We start from the raw sequence: 18,150 nt of genomic DNA on the forward strand, positions 1-18,150 counted from the left end.
AATAGAAATCATGTTAGCATTTATCAAAGCAAAAATATGGAGCGGATCAGGATGGTTATTGGCCCTCTGCGTTATACTTGTTTCTGTAACTATCATTTATTTTTCACTCCATTTACATTACCAGGGAACGGATCATAAAAAGCTCGATCCAACACAACTAACCAACCTGGATAATGTGTTTGCAGCATATCCGGATGCAAGCCTTGCAACGGGTCAGTCTGATACCAGTCAGAAAACTACTTTGCAAAGAGAAAAGCGCAACCAGCTGATATTTGTGTTCCTGAAAAATGAATATAACAACCAGATAGATTCAACCGGATTAAAACAGCTTGATCAGCTTTTAGTAGGATTTAACAATAAGGATGCAAAATCATATCTGGCCAGCCATGATATCATTGTTAGTGATTTCTTTTGGTTTGTAGGCCCACGCACCTACCTGGAAGTTTTAATGTGGGCATTGGTTGGTGTTTTAACCAGCCTGATTTATTATGTAAGTCTTGCTAACGGCCAGGCTTTGAAAGATGCCGGCGATGCAGATACCGGGCCTTTTGATGTTTCGGAAATTGCGGTACAGGTTTCAAAAATGTTTTACGCACCCGTATGCGCACTGGTACTGGTTTTAGGTTATAACCTGCTTAATACGGATAACAAAATGACCGATATAAGTATGGGCAAGGGACTCTTGCTATTTTCTTTTATCTGTGGATTCTTTTCGGGCAGGGTTATTAAATTCATCGACCGGCTTAAGGACCTGGTACTACCTGTTTCGGATGGTTCAGCAGGCACCGCAGCTACAGCTACAACAGCTTCATCAGGAGGCGATACTGCTGATGGCTCAGGAGATGACAAAACATCCAACTCTACAGATTCTTCAAATACAACCGGCGATACTTTAACTACCGATACCCTTACAACTAAAACCGACAGTACAAATACAGATAGCGCAGCTTTAATTCCTGCTGAAACGACCGGAACATCCACAGCAGTAGCAGTAGTTGCCCAACCGGATACTACAACTGCTACCGAAACGGCACAGGTGCCGGCAGTTGCCGCTGCTGATATTACGGTTAACCTTCAGCTCTCCCCGGCAGTTTCAGAATCTGTTGATGGACCTGATATTATTGAAGGCGGATTTAACAGCGCTGTAGTAACATTGCAGGCAGCGGAAGGTGGAAATGTAATTACCCTTATCCCACCTGCAAATGATCAGGGAGACAGTTTTACAGCGAAAGATTTGTCGCTGGGTAAATATACCTTACTGGCTATTATGGCTTATAAAAAAGGCAGCTCTATTATCAACTTATCGGCAAGCCAAACTCTTGCTATCGGCAGTGCTACTGAAAGTGTTGATTTAGCATTGGATATAACGCCGGCTAATGGGTAGGCTGCTTGGCAAATGATTATAAATAAATTTCCTCAACCCTCTTTATGACTTATCATAGAGGGTCAACGGGCGAAGCAATGACCGGGTGAGTCCTCTCTACGTGCGGCGCCAGCGTAAATGCATTGGCCGGTGCTCACTCATCCTATCTAAGCTGCGCTGGATCATCTTCTCTGCTTCGCGCAAAGAAATGAGGTAACACCGTAACAATTTAATTTACTTCTAACAAAACAGGCCTTCCAAATTCGGAAGGCCTGTTTCATTATATGCTATTTTGCCAAGTTGCGTGGGTCAGGTTTTGATTTGAGCAGATATTCATAAGGTGGTTCAACACCTTGTAAATTCTTCACAAAATAATCCCAGCGACGACGCATCATGTATGGTGCAAACGGTCCATAACCATGCGGACTGTTCGGGAATATTACCAGGTCATAATCTTTATTTGCTTTTTCCAATGCCTGTACAACCAGCAGGGTATTTTGCGGTGGTACGTTATTGTCCATCAATCCGTGAGCAAGCATCAGCTTACCTTTAAGATTTTTGGCGTAATTTTCATTGGCTTGTGCCTCGTAGTTTGAGTTAGCCGCTAAACCATCATATCTTTCGCCCCAATCATCCTCGTAGTTGCGGTTATCGTGGTTTCCTGATTCGGAGATCCCTACTTTAAAGAAATCCGGGTAGCGGAACATCGCATCAGCAGTAGCAAAACCACCACCTGAGTGGCCCCAGATACCCACCTTAGTAGTATCGATATAGTTATATTTTGAAGCGAGCTGTCTGATAGCCGAAATCTGATCAGGCAACGTATTTTCGGCCATGTTACCATAGCTCATATCGTGGAAGCTTTTTGAACGTAATGGGTTGCTGGTACCTTCAATAGCTACCACAATAAAGCCCAGCTCGGCAAGTGCCTGGTTGTCGCCCCTTGATGCTGAGAACGACCAGCTGCCAACACTACCACCCTGCGGACCCGGGTAAATATAATCTATAATAGGATATTTTTTATTAGGATCAAGATGGGTTGGCGTAAACATTATACCGTAAATATCCGTTTTGCCATCATTGGCCTTTGCCGAAAAAGGTGTTACGGGTTTCCATCCGCTGGCAACTAACCTGCTGACATCAGTTTTCTCCAGGTTAGCAATCAGCTTACCATCGGTATTACGCAAAACAATAACTGGCGCAACATCAGGTTTGGAATAGCTGTCGATAAAATAATTTCCTGACGGTGATAAAGTAACCATGTGGTTACCGGCCTCTGGCGTTAATACGGCAAAATGTTTACCGTCAAATCCAATTTTACATAATTGACTGAAATAAGGATTTTCCGCCTCTCTGCCATCAGCAATAAAATATATCATGCGGTTTTTCTCATCAACCTTAAGCAAACGGGTAACTACCCAATCGCCTTTGGTAATTTGGTTTTTAATTTTTCCGGTTGCCGCATCATATAAATAAAGATGACCGTAGTTATCACGTTCCGAAAACCATATAATTTCGTTGGTTTTAGCCAGGTATTTCCAGTTGATATCGCCCCAGCCAGATTCGTATTGTGTTGCCACATTTTCCTCAAAAACTTCACGAACGGCACCTGTTGCTGCATCAGCAATGCGTACTTTCTCCTGCTTGTGATCGCGCGAGGTTGATACAAAAGCCAGTTTACTGGCATCTTCATTCCAGTTTACATCATCAAAAGTTCCACTGCTTGAAATATCATCACTTAGCGTTGCCCTGTGCGGATCGGCAGGAATTTGTAACCTGATCACTTTTGGCTCATCAACATTAATAATTACCCTTTGAATGGTAGTTACAATTTTATCGCCAGGCAGCGGATATTTCCATGCTTTCAGCGTTGGCTTACCTACATTGGTAGTAACTAAATACATATCGCTTACACCGCGCTCATCCTGCTGAAAAGTGGCAATCTTTTTTGAATCAGGCGACCATAGCAAAATAGGGCTATCGCTGGTTTTCCAACCGGCATTGTCAGTAGCATAGCCAAAGTCTTTTATACCATCTGTGGTCAGCTGGGTTTGTTTGCCGGTTTTAACATCGCGCACCCATAAATTATATTCCTTTATAAAGGCAGCCTTTGTTCCATCGGGTGAAAGGATTTCATTCCCTTTATTACCACGCAGCGCACGGCGTCCGCCAGCAGCTTCTTCTCCTCCATCAGCAGCACCTGTATATTCATTACATTGATTAGTGCTCAGATCATATTTCCAGTGTTTATCAGCAGCATGAAAAGTAATTGATTTATCATCAACCGAAAAACTAAAAGTTTCAAACGGCAGTTTATCAGCCTCATACTTATTACCGGTAGCTGTTGACAATGCTGAAGCCAATTTTTGCTGATCAAATGCCGCAGTACGTGTTTTTTTAGCCGGATCAACCAAAATAAATTCGCTGCCTTGTGCAGTTAATGTACGGTACCAGAAGCTATCGCCCGGCAACCAGTTTGGGCGCACATTGGCATGATCAATAAGCGGATCGGTATTGTAACTTAAAAAGCTTTCGGCATGTTCATAGTCCTTTGCTGTTAAATTACTCCCCTGCTGCGCATTCACCGCAAGCGTGAGCATTAAGGGAATGGCCGTGATAAAAAATTTGTTCATCGCTATAGTATATAACTATTTAATTATTATGTAAATAAAAGAGGTCAATAAATTGCAAATTAATGGTTTGTGTAACAGTGCCGCTACATGTAACAGCATTTTGACTTACAACAAAAGATTTCACCTTCCCTACAACTGCCAAAACTGGCTATTTAATCATATATACCGTTAAAATACGTAATATATACCGTGTTTTTACGGTATAGTAAAGTAAAACAGGAACAGTATTTTTATGCTGTTAATCCGTTGCACCTAAACCTTATCGCAAGTTGACCGAATATGACTATCAATAGCTCATCTTAAAAATCGTTAAATAATTTTCTTTCAGAGAAAAAAAGGCATCGTTTTAAACCTTTCCAACAATCGCATTTTTTAATAAATCTTCCTAAACCTAAATCTTATGAGTGCAAAAAACAAAGCAGCCAATGCTGCTCCGCCAACCCAACCCAAACGCTGGACCCGTGATTACATATTCGATATTTTAAAAGAATTAGGCATTCACTACATATTCGGCGTACCGGGCACCAACGAGATTCCTATTATTGATGGTACTTCCTACCCCGAAAATGAAGTACATTATGTGGAATGCCTGCACGAAAACATTGCCATGGGTGCCGCTATGGGCTCGGCCCGCATGACGGGAAAACCAGGCATTGTGGTAGTGCATGTTACCCCGGGTATTGCACATGGCATTGGCAACCTTTTTAATGCTTACAAATCGCAGGTGCCATTAATTATTCTTTGCTGCCAGCAGCAAAATGAACTGGTAACCCAGGAACCTTTATTAGCTTCCAACCTGGTTGACCTCGCCAAACAATATACCAAATGGGCACACGAAGTACGTACCCCTGCCGAAATGCCATTAGTACTGCAACGCGCATTTAAAGAAGCTATGGCGCCACCTAACGGGCCGGTATTTATTTCTATACCATGGGAATTTAATATGGTTAGGATTCCTGATGAAGCCCATATAAAGGGCATTACCAAAATATCATCGCACTTTACCGGCGATGCGGCAGCTATTGAACAATCGGCAAAACTACTGGCCGGGGCCAAGAACCCTATTATTGTTGCAGGCGATGCGGCAGGTTATGCAGATGCATGGCCCGAGTTACAGGAACTGGCTACTCTGATTGGTGCGCCCGTTTTATTGCAAACATTTAGCAGCTTAGCCAATTTCCCTAACAACGATATGCACTGGCAGGGTGAACTTCCCGGCAGCCAGGCTGCGATACAGGGAGTATTTAAAGATCATGATGTAGCCTTTTTAGTAGGATTTGGCGCACAGGCACAACTGGCAGTTTTTAAATATTCAGACGGACCGCTTATCCCTGATCATGTAAGGCAGGTATATTTAACCAACAACACATGGGACATCGGCAAGAATTTTTATGGCGAATCGGCTGTTTTGGGTGATATAAAAGCTACCCTTCCCCTAATTAATCAATACATCAGCAAACATGTACCCGAAGGTGCCGCTGCCCGCAACAAGCACCTGGAAGCACTGGCAGAACAGCGCAAGGTACAATGGACAAAATATAAAGCCACTGCCCTAAAGCAACCCGAAATTTGGGCCGTAACTATAGCCGAAGCCCTGCGCGAAGCCATAATAGAACGAAATTTAGAGAAACAGTTTGTGTACGTTCATGAAGCGGTATCTGACGGTGCACCATTTCAATACCTGCTGCCATTTGGTACCGATGGCTCAAAGCCGATCAGTTATTACTGCGTTGCAGGAGGATCATTAGGTTGGTCGATGCCTGCCTCCATAGGTATTAAGCTGGAACCTGAAGGCTCACAGGGTATTACTACCAAACTAGTGGTAAATGCGGTGGGCGATGGATCGTCCCTGTTTTATCCGCAAACCTACTGGACAGCAGCTCATGAAGGTTTGGGCATATTGTATATCATCACCAATAACCGCGAGTACCACACCTTACAACTAGGTTTACAACAGGTTATTGCAGCTTACGGCACTGCCCAAGGTTATGAGTGGACACCCGCCACTACCGATCCTGAATATTTACGTATTAACAGACCAAAATTTGATTTTGTAGCCCTGGCAAAAGCTTTTGGTGGCGAAGCCGGAGAAGTAGTTGAAAAACCTGCCGATGTAAAAGCAGCCGTTGCCCGTGGGGTTGATTATGTAACAACCAACAATAAATCGTACATACTGGATATGCGCACTGCGCAGGATACCCCGCCACCTGCTACCGAACAGGAAACCCGCGATTTACTGCTCAAATATTACATTGAACAACCGGCGCTCGATTTTTTCCATAAACATGCTACCGAAAAATTATTTAAAGCATCAGGAACAGCAATTCCAGCTAATATTCCATCAATATTTTAATTAACCTAAATCAAACGGAGCCTTCCGTTCAAAAGGCCTTAATATGAAACAAGAAACTATTGACATTGCCATTGTTGGCGGCGGCGTATCAGGTGTGTACAGCGCCTGGAAGCTTAAACAAAAACATCCTAACAAAAAAATTGTGGTTTTTGAAGGCTGGGACCATATCGGCGGCCGCTTATTATCAGTAACCCCGCCTCATATCCCCGACATGGTTGCCGAGCTTGGCGGTATGCGGATACTGGAAAATGCCCAACCGCTTATAGTCGCCCTGATAAAAGAATTAAACAAGCAACTACCCGAAAATAATAAGATTGAGCTGTATGATTTCCCGGTAGATGAGCCTCAAAACATTGCTTACCTGCGTGGCGTTTACCTGCGTCTTTCTGATTTTACCACCCAGCCAAACAAGGTGCCCTACAACCTTACCTTTTTAGAAAAAGGTGGCACCCCGGGCGGCATTATTGTAAATGCCATTGAACAGATTGTCCCGGGAATAACTAATCCTGCTCTGACAGAGGAAGAACGTAAGCTGATGGCGCAAAATGCAAGCTTTGCCGGCGAGCCACTATACAAGCAAGGATTTTGGAATGTATTGTACCGCGTAATAAGTGGCGAAGCTTACCAGTTTGGTACTGATGCCGGTGGTTATAACTCTACCCTGTCCAACTGGAATGCAGCTGACGCTATTCCATGGTATCTTTCTGATTTTGGTATCGTGCCTGAGTACAAAGGTTTTAAAAACGGATTTCAGCAGGTGCCTAAAACGCTGGCCGATTTCTTTACTAAACTAGGCGGCGAAGTACGTATCAATTCCAAGCTGGAAGCATTTGAATCAATTGATGGTAAGTTTCATTTGTCTGTTAACGGTGATAAGATCATAGCTGATTCCCTGATCCTGGCCATGCCCCGCCGCTCGCTTGATCTGCTGGCTCCAACCTGTCCTCCGCTACAACAAATTCAAACCCTTATTGGCAGCGTTACCCCGCGCCCGCTGTTTAAGTTATTCACTACTTACAATACCCCATGGTGGCTGGCAGCAGGTTATACCGATGCCAAAACCGGGAAATTTGTCCCTGTTGAAGCCGGCCGCAGTGTTACCGACCTGCCTGTACGCCAAACTTATTACTGGCCAAAAGACAATGGTCAGCCTGCTACCTCAGGCGAGGCAATGCTGTTAGCCAGCTATGACGATGGCAACAACATTGGTTTTTGGGATGGTTTACGCCCGCAACGTACCGCAGCATGGAGACAAGGATTTGCACACCCTAAAATTGAAAACCCATTTTTAGGCGATGCCAAAGAGAATGAAGTGCATTTGGATTGGTACGAATACCAGGCTCCCGGAAAAATGGTAGCCGAAGTAGCCCGCCAGTTACAGCTGATGCACGGACTTAGCCATACTCCTGTAGTTAAAAACGCAGCCTTCCGTGATTGGGGCGAAGATCCCTTTGGTGGTGGCTGGAACAGCTGGAACATTGGCGTAAAAAGCTGGGAAGTAAGGGAAGAAATTACACATCCTATTAAAAATCTGAAGCTTTACATCTGTGGTGAAGCTTATTCTGATGCACAAGGATGGGTAGAAGGCGCCCTGCAAACTGCTGATATCATGTTAAGTAAGTTCAAATAAATTCTATTTCTAAATAAAAGCCCGCCAAACATTCTAATGGAACGTTTGGCGGGCTTATTTTTTTCGTTTGAGGTAGAAAAAATGTTTTGTCGTGTCTTCTTTACGCTTTGGCTACCTTCTTTCCGCCGAAGGCGAAGAGAAGGTCGACCAGCGTAGCGTCGTCGGGATGAGTCAATACGCCAATGCATTTACGATAATGCCGCTCGCAGAGTAGACTCACCCGATCTACGCTGCGCTGGATCACCCTCTCTGCCGCGGGCGGCAAAGAGGGTTGGAAATCATTATCTACTTAACAACAAGGACAAATAAATGGATAATTACTTTTATCGATTAATGGTTTGATACCGAAGAAATCATTCAATACCGATTCGGCTGTGCAGTACGCACCTTCTACCCAGGCCTGGTCGTTTGAGTAAGCCTCACCTACAATAAAAATATCGGCATCGGCCTCAAAAATCAACTGCGATGGTTTGCGGATTTTTTGCTGTACATCGCATACATTGTAATGCGCTGCATAGGCATGGTAACCAGCATTAAACGGCGGCAATGACCAATCCATGTACCTTGTTTCCAAAGGCTCTGGCACAAAACTGTAATCGCTCGACGGGCCAAAATGCAGGGCGGCTAATTGCTGGCGCAACATTTTTACCATCACCTCAGGCGCCTTGCGCGGACCAATCAGCGGCTGGTAGTTATCAGAGAACGGCACTTTTTCTACTGTATCTTTGCCGTACTCCAATTCTTCCCAAAAACTGGTAAACTGTTCATCATCATAACTGGCCAATATGCCATAAACCTTTTCGCCATTTTGATTGAGTGCATTATCGCCAAAATAAACCACCTGGCGTATGGGCATATCGGTTACGCTTGGACCAATGGTGTTTCTTTCGGCGGTGCTAAGTAATTGCTGTTCCTGGGTAACGGTTAATCTTTCCAATATGCATAGCTCCACCGCTTTTATCAAATCGGCAGTTGCGGCAAATGGTGTTTCCAATATGCTGTTATCGGCACCAATCTTTTTCAGGTATTGAGCCGGAAAGCCCTGTTCGCCTAATTGCTTTAACACATTTGTGGTTACTTCGTAACTGGTAATAGGCGCAGGGTAAGGTGGCGGGGTCACGGCACCGGCTGTCCACCAGGGCTGGTCAAAAAACATCCCCACTTTGTAAGATGGTTGCAATACAGCCGACTCCAGGTAAAGCTGTACCTTTTCATGATTCAGCACATCCAAACCTTCATGATCCACATAACGGGTAGCCTGTGCTACTAAATCAATAGCATTACGCGGCATAGCCAGCCAGGCCGCATCGGTAGTTCTGGATGCTGATTTTTTATTAGGATTTTCGCGCGTAGCCAAAGCATAATGGATAACGCCTTTAATCTGCAATATAGAATGCAAACGGGTATTAGGATGATATTCAAAACTTACTCCTTTTTGCTTTGCCAGCTTAACAATGGCATCAAACAAAGCATTAAACATGCTGGAGTAGCCTGTGGTTAGGGTTTTATACTCGGTACCTGGTGTAAACTCATTATTGGCCTGAAAGGCAACTGCCGCATTCCAGTTAATTACGTTCGAGGTATAGCCATTACCATCAGCAGTATAGCCATATCCTTCCGACCCCAGCTGATCAAACATCAGGTTCCAGTAGCCTATATTTTTTAACAGATCCCCTTTCTGAAAAACCGAAGTTTCGGCCAGTTCAGCGGTGATCTTGCCGTTCTGGTAAAAATCGCACCATTGGGCACGGGTTTGTGGGCCTGTGGTTGCGGTAACGGCTAAATTTTCTACTATGTTAAAACCGTTATCGGGCGAGTCTGTGTTTCCGTAGTTTTTTACATAGTACGGTGCCGGGTTAAGTGAGGTAATATCATTGAGGTACATATTTTTTGTACGCAGGCAATACAGCGGGTTGGTTGATTCATTAAAAGGTACCGAATACTGATCCAAATGCAAATCCTTAATAACAGTAGTTACCAGGCGGTGCCCCTGGCTCATGGCATCATTATCGCCGTTCCATTCAGAATAGCGCATGCCACCCAGTTCCAGGTATGATTTTGATTTATCATCCTGATAGTGCCAGGTACAAACACGGGCACCGGCGGCACGGGTACCAGGGTTTTCATCATTAAAATTGTACTGGCCCCAGTCGTATAGTTCCAATATATCGCCACTAACAAGTTGTTTGGCTTTGGCTGCTTCGTTTTCAGTTTCGCCATTGAGCAGGCGCCATGCGGTATAAAGTCCTGCGGCACCGGCTCCAAAAATGGAATAAGTTTTCTTTTTCATCTGTTTTAAGGTTTTTTTAGGTTGATTTTACTATTTATTCTAATCCGAGCCTGCGCATTTGTCCTGGCAGATCCTTTTCGGGGATCACCACCTGGATCAGGGCAGGTTTATCGGTTATGTGTTTAAGTTGATTTAAAACGGTGTTTAACTCAGCAATGGTTCTCACCACAAATCCTTCAGCTCCGTAAGCTCTGGCCAACGATAGATAATCCCATTTAGGCAGAATGTCAAAAGCATCAAATTTATGCTGAGGTCCGGGTTCAAAAGAAGTCATATCAACATAAACCTGCTCTATAGCATACACGCCATTACTTATTACAAAAAGCACGGCATTCAGCTTGTTGCGGGCCAGCGTTGAAAGCGATTGGCAAACCATCATAAAGCCACCATCACCGGCAACTGTCCATGCACGTTTACCGCTACCTAGTTGCGCACCTGATGCCGCACCGGTTTCAAAACCAATACACTGCCATGCTGCTGATGAGATATAACTATTTTGCGTAAGCCCATAAGCATTGGTGGCCACATACAAAGATGAGCTGATACCATAGGTCATCACAATTTTGCCCAGCAAATTATTATCATCCAAAAACTTCATGGAGTGCTGAAAAAAGCGGTTATAAGTAATCACATCCGGCTGGGTATCCCAATACGGATCAGAGTTGGATAGCCATGGTTCCGGGTATTTGGGTTGCGGAGGTGCCACCGTTTTTAGCGGATAACCTTTGGTGCTTTTAAACAGAGCCAATAGGGCAACCATAAAATCTTTCATGATTACATTTTCATAAATAAAATAACCTGCCCTTACCTGTTCGGTAGTAGCCAGTACCATGCTGGCATATTTGCTTTCAATAAATACCAGGTAATCATCAGTAATAATGGTTCCAAGGGTAATCACACAATCGGCCGCAGTAACCACGTCGGTTACACTTTTTATAGATGCAGCATCAGAATAAGTGCCGATAAACTTATCGCCTTTTTCGTCCAATACAGTTTTGCCTAAGCTGGTAGTGGTATACAAAAACCCGCTGGCATCAATAATTTGCTGTAACAGGTCGGCCAGGCCATAGCGCAATACTTCTACCCCGGCAAATATCAATGGATTTTTAGCAGCCGTAATTTGCGACCATGCCTGAGTCACCGCATTGGTAAGTGCCAGCTGATCGCTCTTTAAAACCAAAGGTTCCAGTGCTTTTTTTGATGGACGCGGACAAGGTTCGGCCCAAACTTCTTTATAACAGGCAATATAAACCGGCCTTTTGTAGGTAATAGCAGCAATCAGTAAATTATCAATTTTCTCGGCAGCACCTACCGATGTGCTCAATAATTCGGCAGCAACGGTTACATGGCGGTATACTTCCAGATCCAGATCGGTATTTCCAGTTGAATGGTGGTAAAGAACATCGTACATTTTAGTAATCTGGCGGGCATCAGCTCCCGGTGATGCGCTGATCACTACTACCGGGCTATATTCTACATACGCCCCTGCAATGGCATTCAATGCACTAAAGGTGCTTACCCCGTATTGCAGGGATACAGCGCCCAATCCACGGGTACGGCCATAGGCATCGGCTGCGTATGCAGCATCCAGTTCGTTTACGGCACCAATGGCATTTACGCCATCAAAATACTCCAATGTTTGAGTAAAGTGCTTTACATAATCGCCCGGAATTTGAAATACATTGGTACAGTTAAGCTGTTTAAGCCGGGTTAAAAGATAGTCGGCCACGGTAAAGGTGTTGCTTTCCATTTTATGAATTCAGGTTTATGATAAATGTTTAGGGACAAAATAAAAGGCCATTGGGTTTAAGCCTGTTTATTACAATAAAGATAAGCAACATTGATTAAAAAGCAATTAAATAATCAAAAAGGAGCCTCGCCCTGCCTTCTCTGGCAGAAAGGGTTTGGGTGAGGCTTAAGACACCGTTAAAATACGGGTTGCTTTTGTGTTAATAAATAACAATATTTACAATACCTTTATTTACTATTACTAAATATTCTTATACGGAATAGGTTTATTTATATACACCAATAAAAAATTAAAAACCAGCGAAATCAAATTTTGTTACTAACAGATCATAACAATAAAAACCTCCATTGAAGAATAATTTTAAAGAAGAAATACCAGAACCTTTTTTTGCAGTTAAGTTTTAGAAATTACAGATCGTCCACCCTGAATTGACAGCTATATCATATGGCCAATATCTATTAAGGTAGGCGATTTTATAAATGCAGTTTCCAAAATAGAAGATTTCCGGATCAATATTGTTTCCATACCAGCTAAGTAAGAATTATGGCCGCAGACAAAAGATCATTACATATTTTAATTGTAGAAGACAACCACGGGGATTACGCCCTGATTGAAGATTTTTTATTTGAGCAGATAGAAAGTACTGTTATCATCCGTGCTGAAAACTATAATGAGGCCAGGAAATTACTATCAGAAAGCACATGTATCTTCGATATTATTCTGCTTGACCTTTCATTACCCGACATGAAGGGCGAGCCACTTATTAAAGGAATTACTGAACTATGTGCCAATACGCCGGTAATAGTTTTAACTGGGTATACTGATTTTGCTTTTGGAGTAAAATCGCTTTCACTTGGGGTTTCTGATTATATGTTAAAGGAAGAGCTAACACCTTTATCACTTTATAAAAGCATTATTTACAGTTCCGAACGCAAAAGGATCACGGCAGATCTGGCAGAATCAGAAAAAAAGTATAGTGAGCTTTTCCACCTAAGTCCCCTGCCAATTTGGGTTTATGATGTGGAGACGCTAAAGTTTCTGAATGTAAATAAAGCGGCTATAATACATTATGGCTACAGCCACACTGAATTTTTATCGATGACTCTAAAAGATATAGAGATTCGGCGTCAGGAAACACCCACAATTTCCTCCCCCGATAAAAACGGCATGGTATTGCATGGAGTATATGAACACAAAAAAAAGAATGACGATATTATACAGGTTGACCTTCAAAGTAATCCCATATTTTACCGGGGTAAAAAAGCCAATGTGGTTTTAGCCAATGATGTTACCGAAAGAATAACCTATATAAAGGCTATTGAAAAGCAGAACGAAAAATTGAGGGAAATATCATGGATACAATCGCACATTGTAAGGGCTCCTCTAGCCCGTATTATGGGACTTGTTCCTTTACTTAAAGATTTAAAACCAAGCAATAAAGACGACAAGGAAACCATGCTCGAGTATTTATGGCTATCAGCAAATGAACTGGATGAGCTCATTAAAAACATAACCGACAAAACCAGGGCCGCCGATTACCAGATTACAAAAAATGGTTATTAATGATGTCTCTTTTGTTGATATGATCAAGATAGAAACAAATTTGGCCAATAAAAAAGCGCCCCGTATCTCACCCCGGAGCGCCATTAAGCTATCAAACAGATAACCTCAACTAAATCGGATCAATTTCTCATGCTGATCCTTTTTTAAGCACCGCAAGGCACTTAAACTCTTCATTAATCAATAAAATTCCGGAAGTATGCCCGGATTTTTTTATTGGTTATAATTTTTTGGCACTAATAAATGCTTGTATTTTTTGTGTTTCTTCAGGATAAATGGCAATCCGGTGCGTACGTACCAGATAAGGATCCTGTTTTTCGCCATGGGTTGATACAACTGAAATAATACCTGAAGGTTTCAACGGCATATGGCAATCAATACAATTGTTTTTTATTGCAGCCCCCAACTTGGGTGCCATTTTACAAAAGTTATGATTGGCTTCATTATGGCAATTCATACATTTTTGCGAATACAATGCCAGGTTAGTGCTTTGGTTCTGATGAACATCATGGCAGGTTGTACAATCCATATTACTCATTAAAAAGCATTTGCTGAAAGCCAGCAAACCATTCTGGTTACCATGAACATCAAGCGTAGCCGGGTTAGGATCCTGCTTTAAAAAATTGGGTTCCTTAAACTTGGCTAAAGTATCGCCCATCTTAAAAATGAACGAAGATCTCTGAAAAACATCCTTGGCACTTCCGTGGCATACCGCACAAGCATCCAGCTTTTGCGACCTCGTTAATGAGGAAAACTTAACAATGTATCTTGCCTTCTTTTCTTCTGGAAACTCGGTATGGAAATTTACGTGATTGGTACCCGGGCCATGGCAGCGTTCACAATCAATCCCTAAAATAAGCGATTGGGGATCGAACTCAACCTTACGGCTTTGCAAATTAACTTCCGCCTGCGGAATTTCTTTAATATACGAGCTATGGCACTCAAAGCATCTGCGCAGTATAGGGCGACTAAAGTCAGCCTGATTACCGGAGTAACCGGGACTATTTGTCCAGCTATGCAAAGCACTAAAGTACGACATCGGCAGCTCAAATATTTCCTTGCCTTTCCAGTACAAATAGGTTTCAGATTTAACGCCGCCAAAAGTAATATCAAAGCGATGGGCATCCAGTTGCTTGCCGTCAAGGTAGGCAACCTGGTAAAGGCCATCTTGGTGCTTTTCCATTACTACCTTTAACCTGTCGTTTAGACCAACCGTGTTTTTTCCTTTCAAAAAACTGCCGTGAATGTCATGTTCATCGACAATTCTTGAACTTTGAAAGTGAGCCGTATGGATGTATGAATTGTAAACATCCTTATGGCATTTTATACATTTATTAGAACCTGCATAAACCGGGTCGCGCGGATCTGCTTTTTCCTTATTAAAACATTGCGTAAGCAACGTACTTAACGGAATTAAAAGAAAAACAAAAAAGCAAATATTCTTAGTTTTCATTATCCTTTACTATCGTAGCTGTTACCATTTATAGGTAGCAACAGCTCCGGCACCTAAAGTTGTGCTTACTATTTTTGAATTAAATTTAATATTAAATTGTTGAGCACTGGCACCTGCGTTTAATACAATAAGCACTTTGGAGCCATCTGTGTTTTTAAACGCTACATTGGGTAAAGTTGTATTAACATCTGATGCTATACGTACGGCACCTGGTCTTACAAATTTTGATGCATGGGCAATAATATAATAAGAAACATTACGCGATATAAATGATCCTATGGTTAAAGCTCCCTGGCAGGTAGAACAACCGCCATTGGTATGCGGACCAAAATTAGGATCGGATGCCAGGTTCCATTCTATTACATTTTTGCACCAGTTACGGGTAGCACCAATAATAATATTATTTAAATGCCATGACAGGTCACCACTGAATGAACCTGTTGAGGCTGTATATATTTCAGTAAAATAAAGATTCTTGTTAGGGTAGGCAGTATGAACAGGCGTTAATGCACTGATATCACCTGCATACAAATGGAAGGCCGAGCCATCAACATATTGATTAGCTGCCTGATCTGCCAGAATAGTTTCCGGATAATCCGTTCTATCGGCATTATGATCATACACAATGATTTTTGTAGTTAGACCGGCAATTTTAAATGCAGGGCCGAGGTTATTTTTTACAAAATTATCTTCCTCATTTGGCTGCATCACCATGCTTGGGTTATTGTTTGCATTCAGCGGTTCATTCTGTGGCGTTATGGCATCAATAGTTATTCCCTGCTGCTGCATTGCCTGAATATACTTCACAAAATAGTTGGCATAAACGCTATAATAAGCGGTGTCTAAACTTCCCTGGCTAAAGCTGTTGTTTGATTTCATCCAACTGGGAGCCGTCCATGGAGTAGCTATAATTTTTATAGATGGATTTATAGCGAGTATCTTTTTCAAAAGAGGTATCAGGTCTGTTTGTTCCATACTGATACTAAAATTCTTAAGATTAACATCAGTACCTGATGCATCGGTTACATCATCATAAGTGAAATCACTTGCGCTCAAATCAGATGCACCAATACTTATCCGCAAATAACTGATACCAATACTTGTACTATCGGTACCAAAAAGTTCGGTTAACAATGGCCCTTGCTGAGCTGCCGGTAACTGGTTAATTAAAGAGGCGCTGCCACCGGTTAATGCAAAGCCAAAACCATCTATTGATTGGTAAGTTTGGGTGGTGTCAACATTAATAGTGGCATTTTGATTAGTTGGACTGCTAAACAACAGACTAATATTTTGCTTTTGCAATAATGATTGTCTGTCGGGAGTGGTTAACCACATGCTTACATCCGTTTTAACAGGTGTTACCGGAGTAACGGGATTAATCGGCTGACCACCGCTAGTTGATTTTTTACTGCAACCAACCGCTACAGCAAAACAAATAAAAAGCATAGAACCGGCCAATAAAAATTGTTTCTTCTTTCCTTTCATGGCTATAATTTTAATGGGAAGGTTGTTAATAGGAAAAGGATTGTTAAAACAAACCCTGCAAGATAAGCCTTGCAGGGTTTGTTTACAGGTTATTGATTAATAGCCCGGATTTTGTTTAATTTTTGAACCGTTAGTTGTTTCATTTAACGGAATAGGTAATATTTCGTTTTTGTTGGCAGTAAAACCTTTAAAGCCTAAAACGGTAGGTGCTTGTCCCCATCTAACTAAGTCAAACCAACGGTGGCCTTCAGTAGCAAGCTCTAAACGGCGTTCGTTGTAAATGTTAGGTAAGCTTACAGGTACTGATGCTAAGCCAACCCTTGCACGTACTGCATCTAATAATGCTTGTGCACGTGCAGTGTTTGAACCGGCATTTACCAATGCTTCAGCTTCCATCAGGTAAGTATCAGCTAAACGGATCTCGATATAATCATTTGGCCAGTTAAGGTCAATAGTACCGGTAGTTACTACGTTCTTCAACAATGGAGCATATTTTTGAATAAAATAGCCAGTGTTCTGATAGCTTGGTGAATAAGTGGTATTGGTTGCTTTTGTTAAACTATCGATATTAGCAATAGTGTAAGGATACCTTGGGTCGCCTTTCATTGCAGTAGCCAATTGAGTACTTACCGGGTTAAAACCATAACCACCGCTGTAGTATAACGGACCGCCGTAGCTTCTTGGACCAACCATTTGAACATAAATGTTTGATTTAAACTGATCCCAGTTGCTCCAGGTATAATTTTGTGTACCTGAGTGTACCAATTCAAAAATAGACTCACTGTTAAATTTATTTTTCGGATCAAAAATATCACCATAATTAGGCAATAATGCATAACCATAAGTGCTGTTGGTACCGCCTGGAGTTGTTCCGTTTACATCAGCAAGGATTGCGGCAGACTGCGCCCATTTCTGTTCGTAAAGATACACCTTACCTAAAAGAGCTTTAGCTGCACCCTGAGTAACACGACCATCTTCTGCGGCCACAACAGTTGGAGGCAAATCAGCAACGGCAGTTGTTAAATCTGCTTCGATTTGTGCATATACAGCTGCAGGAGTAGCTTGAGTTACGGTATAAACCTGTGCAGTTGTTAATGGTGTTAATATTAACGGTACATTTTTAAATAACCTTTCCAGATCAAAATAATAGTGTGCACGTAAAAACAGGGCCTCACCGGTATATCTCTTTAAAAGATCAGCACTTAAGCCAGGTACGCTAGGTAGTGCCTGTAATAATACATCGGCACGGTTAACACCCTGAAAGTTTATTGCCCAAAACTGATCTTGAGGACCAACTGAAGGATTTAATGTGTAGTTGTTAAATACCTGCCATTGGTTTACGTCAGATGAGCTACCACCACCGGCAACACAATCATCCGACCCTGCATTTAATGCACCAAGCGGATCAGAATAAGTATTATCAATACCTCCGGTTTCGGTAACCAGCGGATCATAAGCTGCTACAACTCCCTCTAGGGCCTGCGAAGGATTTGCATAAAAATTTGAACCCAAAAACTCTCCTTTGGGTTGTAGCTCAAGGAAAGATTTCTTACAGGAAGCAACTACTCCAACCACTCCTATCAGGGAAATAGCTATATATTTTAAATATTTTCTGTTCATTTTCTTTAAATCT

10 protein-coding genes are annotated in these 18,150 nt (G+C 42.3%); 4 read left to right on the forward strand and 6 right to left on the reverse strand.

Going from position 1 to position 18,150, the window contains the following annotated elements; translation table 11 throughout:
- Window positions 1-10 precede the first annotated feature (10 nt).
- Window positions 11-1,384, forward strand: a complete 1,374-nt coding sequence (locus JN11_RS07090) for a hypothetical protein (protein ID WP_144911094.1) — start codon at window positions 11-13, stop codon at window positions 1,382-1,384.
- A 266-nt stretch (window positions 1,385-1,650) separates the two neighbouring features.
- On the opposite strand, the gene JN11_RS07095 is transcribed toward JN11_RS07090, so the two are convergent.
- Window positions 1,651-3,996, reverse strand: coding sequence for a S9 family peptidase (locus JN11_RS07095; protein WP_144911096.1), 2,346 nt, complete (start codon window positions 3,994-3,996; stop codon window positions 1,651-1,653).
- A 400-nt stretch (window positions 3,997-4,396) separates the two neighbouring features.
- Between JN11_RS07095 and JN11_RS07100 the strand changes: the two genes are divergently transcribed.
- Both JN11_RS07100 and JN11_RS07105 read left to right on the forward strand, forming a co-directional pair.
- A complete protein-coding gene (locus tag JN11_RS07100) occupies window positions 4,397-6,349 on the forward strand; it encodes a thiamine pyrophosphate-binding protein (RefSeq protein WP_144911098.1) in 1,953 nt (650 codons plus the stop codon).
- Between the two features lie 43 nt (window positions 6,350-6,392).
- Complete coding sequence (locus tag JN11_RS07105; RefSeq protein ID WP_144911100.1) at window positions 6,393-7,979, forward strand: flavin monoamine oxidase family protein; 1,587 nt, start codon at window positions 6,393-6,395, stop codon at window positions 7,977-7,979.
- 289 nt (window positions 7,980-8,268) lie between these two features.
- Here JN11_RS07105 and JN11_RS07110 read toward each other — a convergent pair whose 3' ends face one another.
- Together JN11_RS07110 and JN11_RS07115 are read right to left on the reverse strand one after the other, a co-directional pair.
- Complete coding sequence (locus JN11_RS07110) at window positions 8,269-10,269, reverse strand: flavin monoamine oxidase family protein (protein WP_144911102.1); 2,001 nt, start codon at window positions 10,267-10,269, stop codon at window positions 8,269-8,271.
- Between the two features lie 34 nt (window positions 10,270-10,303).
- Complete coding sequence (locus JN11_RS07115) at window positions 10,304-12,019, reverse strand: alpha-keto acid decarboxylase family protein (protein ID WP_144911104.1); 1,716 nt, start codon at window positions 12,017-12,019, stop codon at window positions 10,304-10,306.
- 543 nt (window positions 12,020-12,562) lie between these two features.
- Here JN11_RS07115 and JN11_RS07120 point away from each other — a divergent pair.
- Window positions 12,563-13,582, forward strand: a complete 1,020-nt coding sequence (locus tag JN11_RS07120; RefSeq protein WP_144911106.1) for a response regulator — start codon at window positions 12,563-12,565, stop codon at window positions 13,580-13,582.
- Window positions 13,583-13,799: 217 nt separating this feature from the next.
- On the opposite strand, the gene JN11_RS07125 is transcribed toward JN11_RS07120, so the two are convergent.
- The 3 genes from JN11_RS07125 to JN11_RS07135 form a co-directional block, all read right to left on the reverse strand.
- Window positions 13,800-15,032, reverse strand: coding sequence for a multiheme c-type cytochrome (locus JN11_RS07125; protein ID WP_144911108.1), 1,233 nt, complete (start codon window positions 15,030-15,032; stop codon window positions 13,800-13,802).
- A gap of 21 nt (window positions 15,033-15,053) precedes the next feature.
- Window positions 15,054-16,517 (reverse strand): glycoside hydrolase family 30 protein, encoded by a 1,464-nt coding sequence (locus JN11_RS07130; protein WP_246138957.1) that lies wholly within the window; start codon window positions 16,515-16,517, stop codon window positions 15,054-15,056.
- A gap of 96 nt (window positions 16,518-16,613) precedes the next feature.
- Window positions 16,614-18,137 carry a RagB/SusD family nutrient uptake outer membrane protein gene (locus tag JN11_RS07135; protein WP_144911110.1) on the reverse strand — a complete coding sequence of 508 codons (1,524 nt, stop codon included), beginning with the start codon at window positions 18,135-18,137 and terminating at the stop codon, window positions 16,614-16,616.
- Window positions 18,138-18,150: the final 13 nt, after the last annotated feature.

This window comes from Mucilaginibacter frigoritolerans, from assembly GCF_007830615.1.
Classification (GTDB): domain Bacteria; phylum Bacteroidota; class Bacteroidia; order Sphingobacteriales; family Sphingobacteriaceae; genus Mucilaginibacter; species Mucilaginibacter frigoritolerans.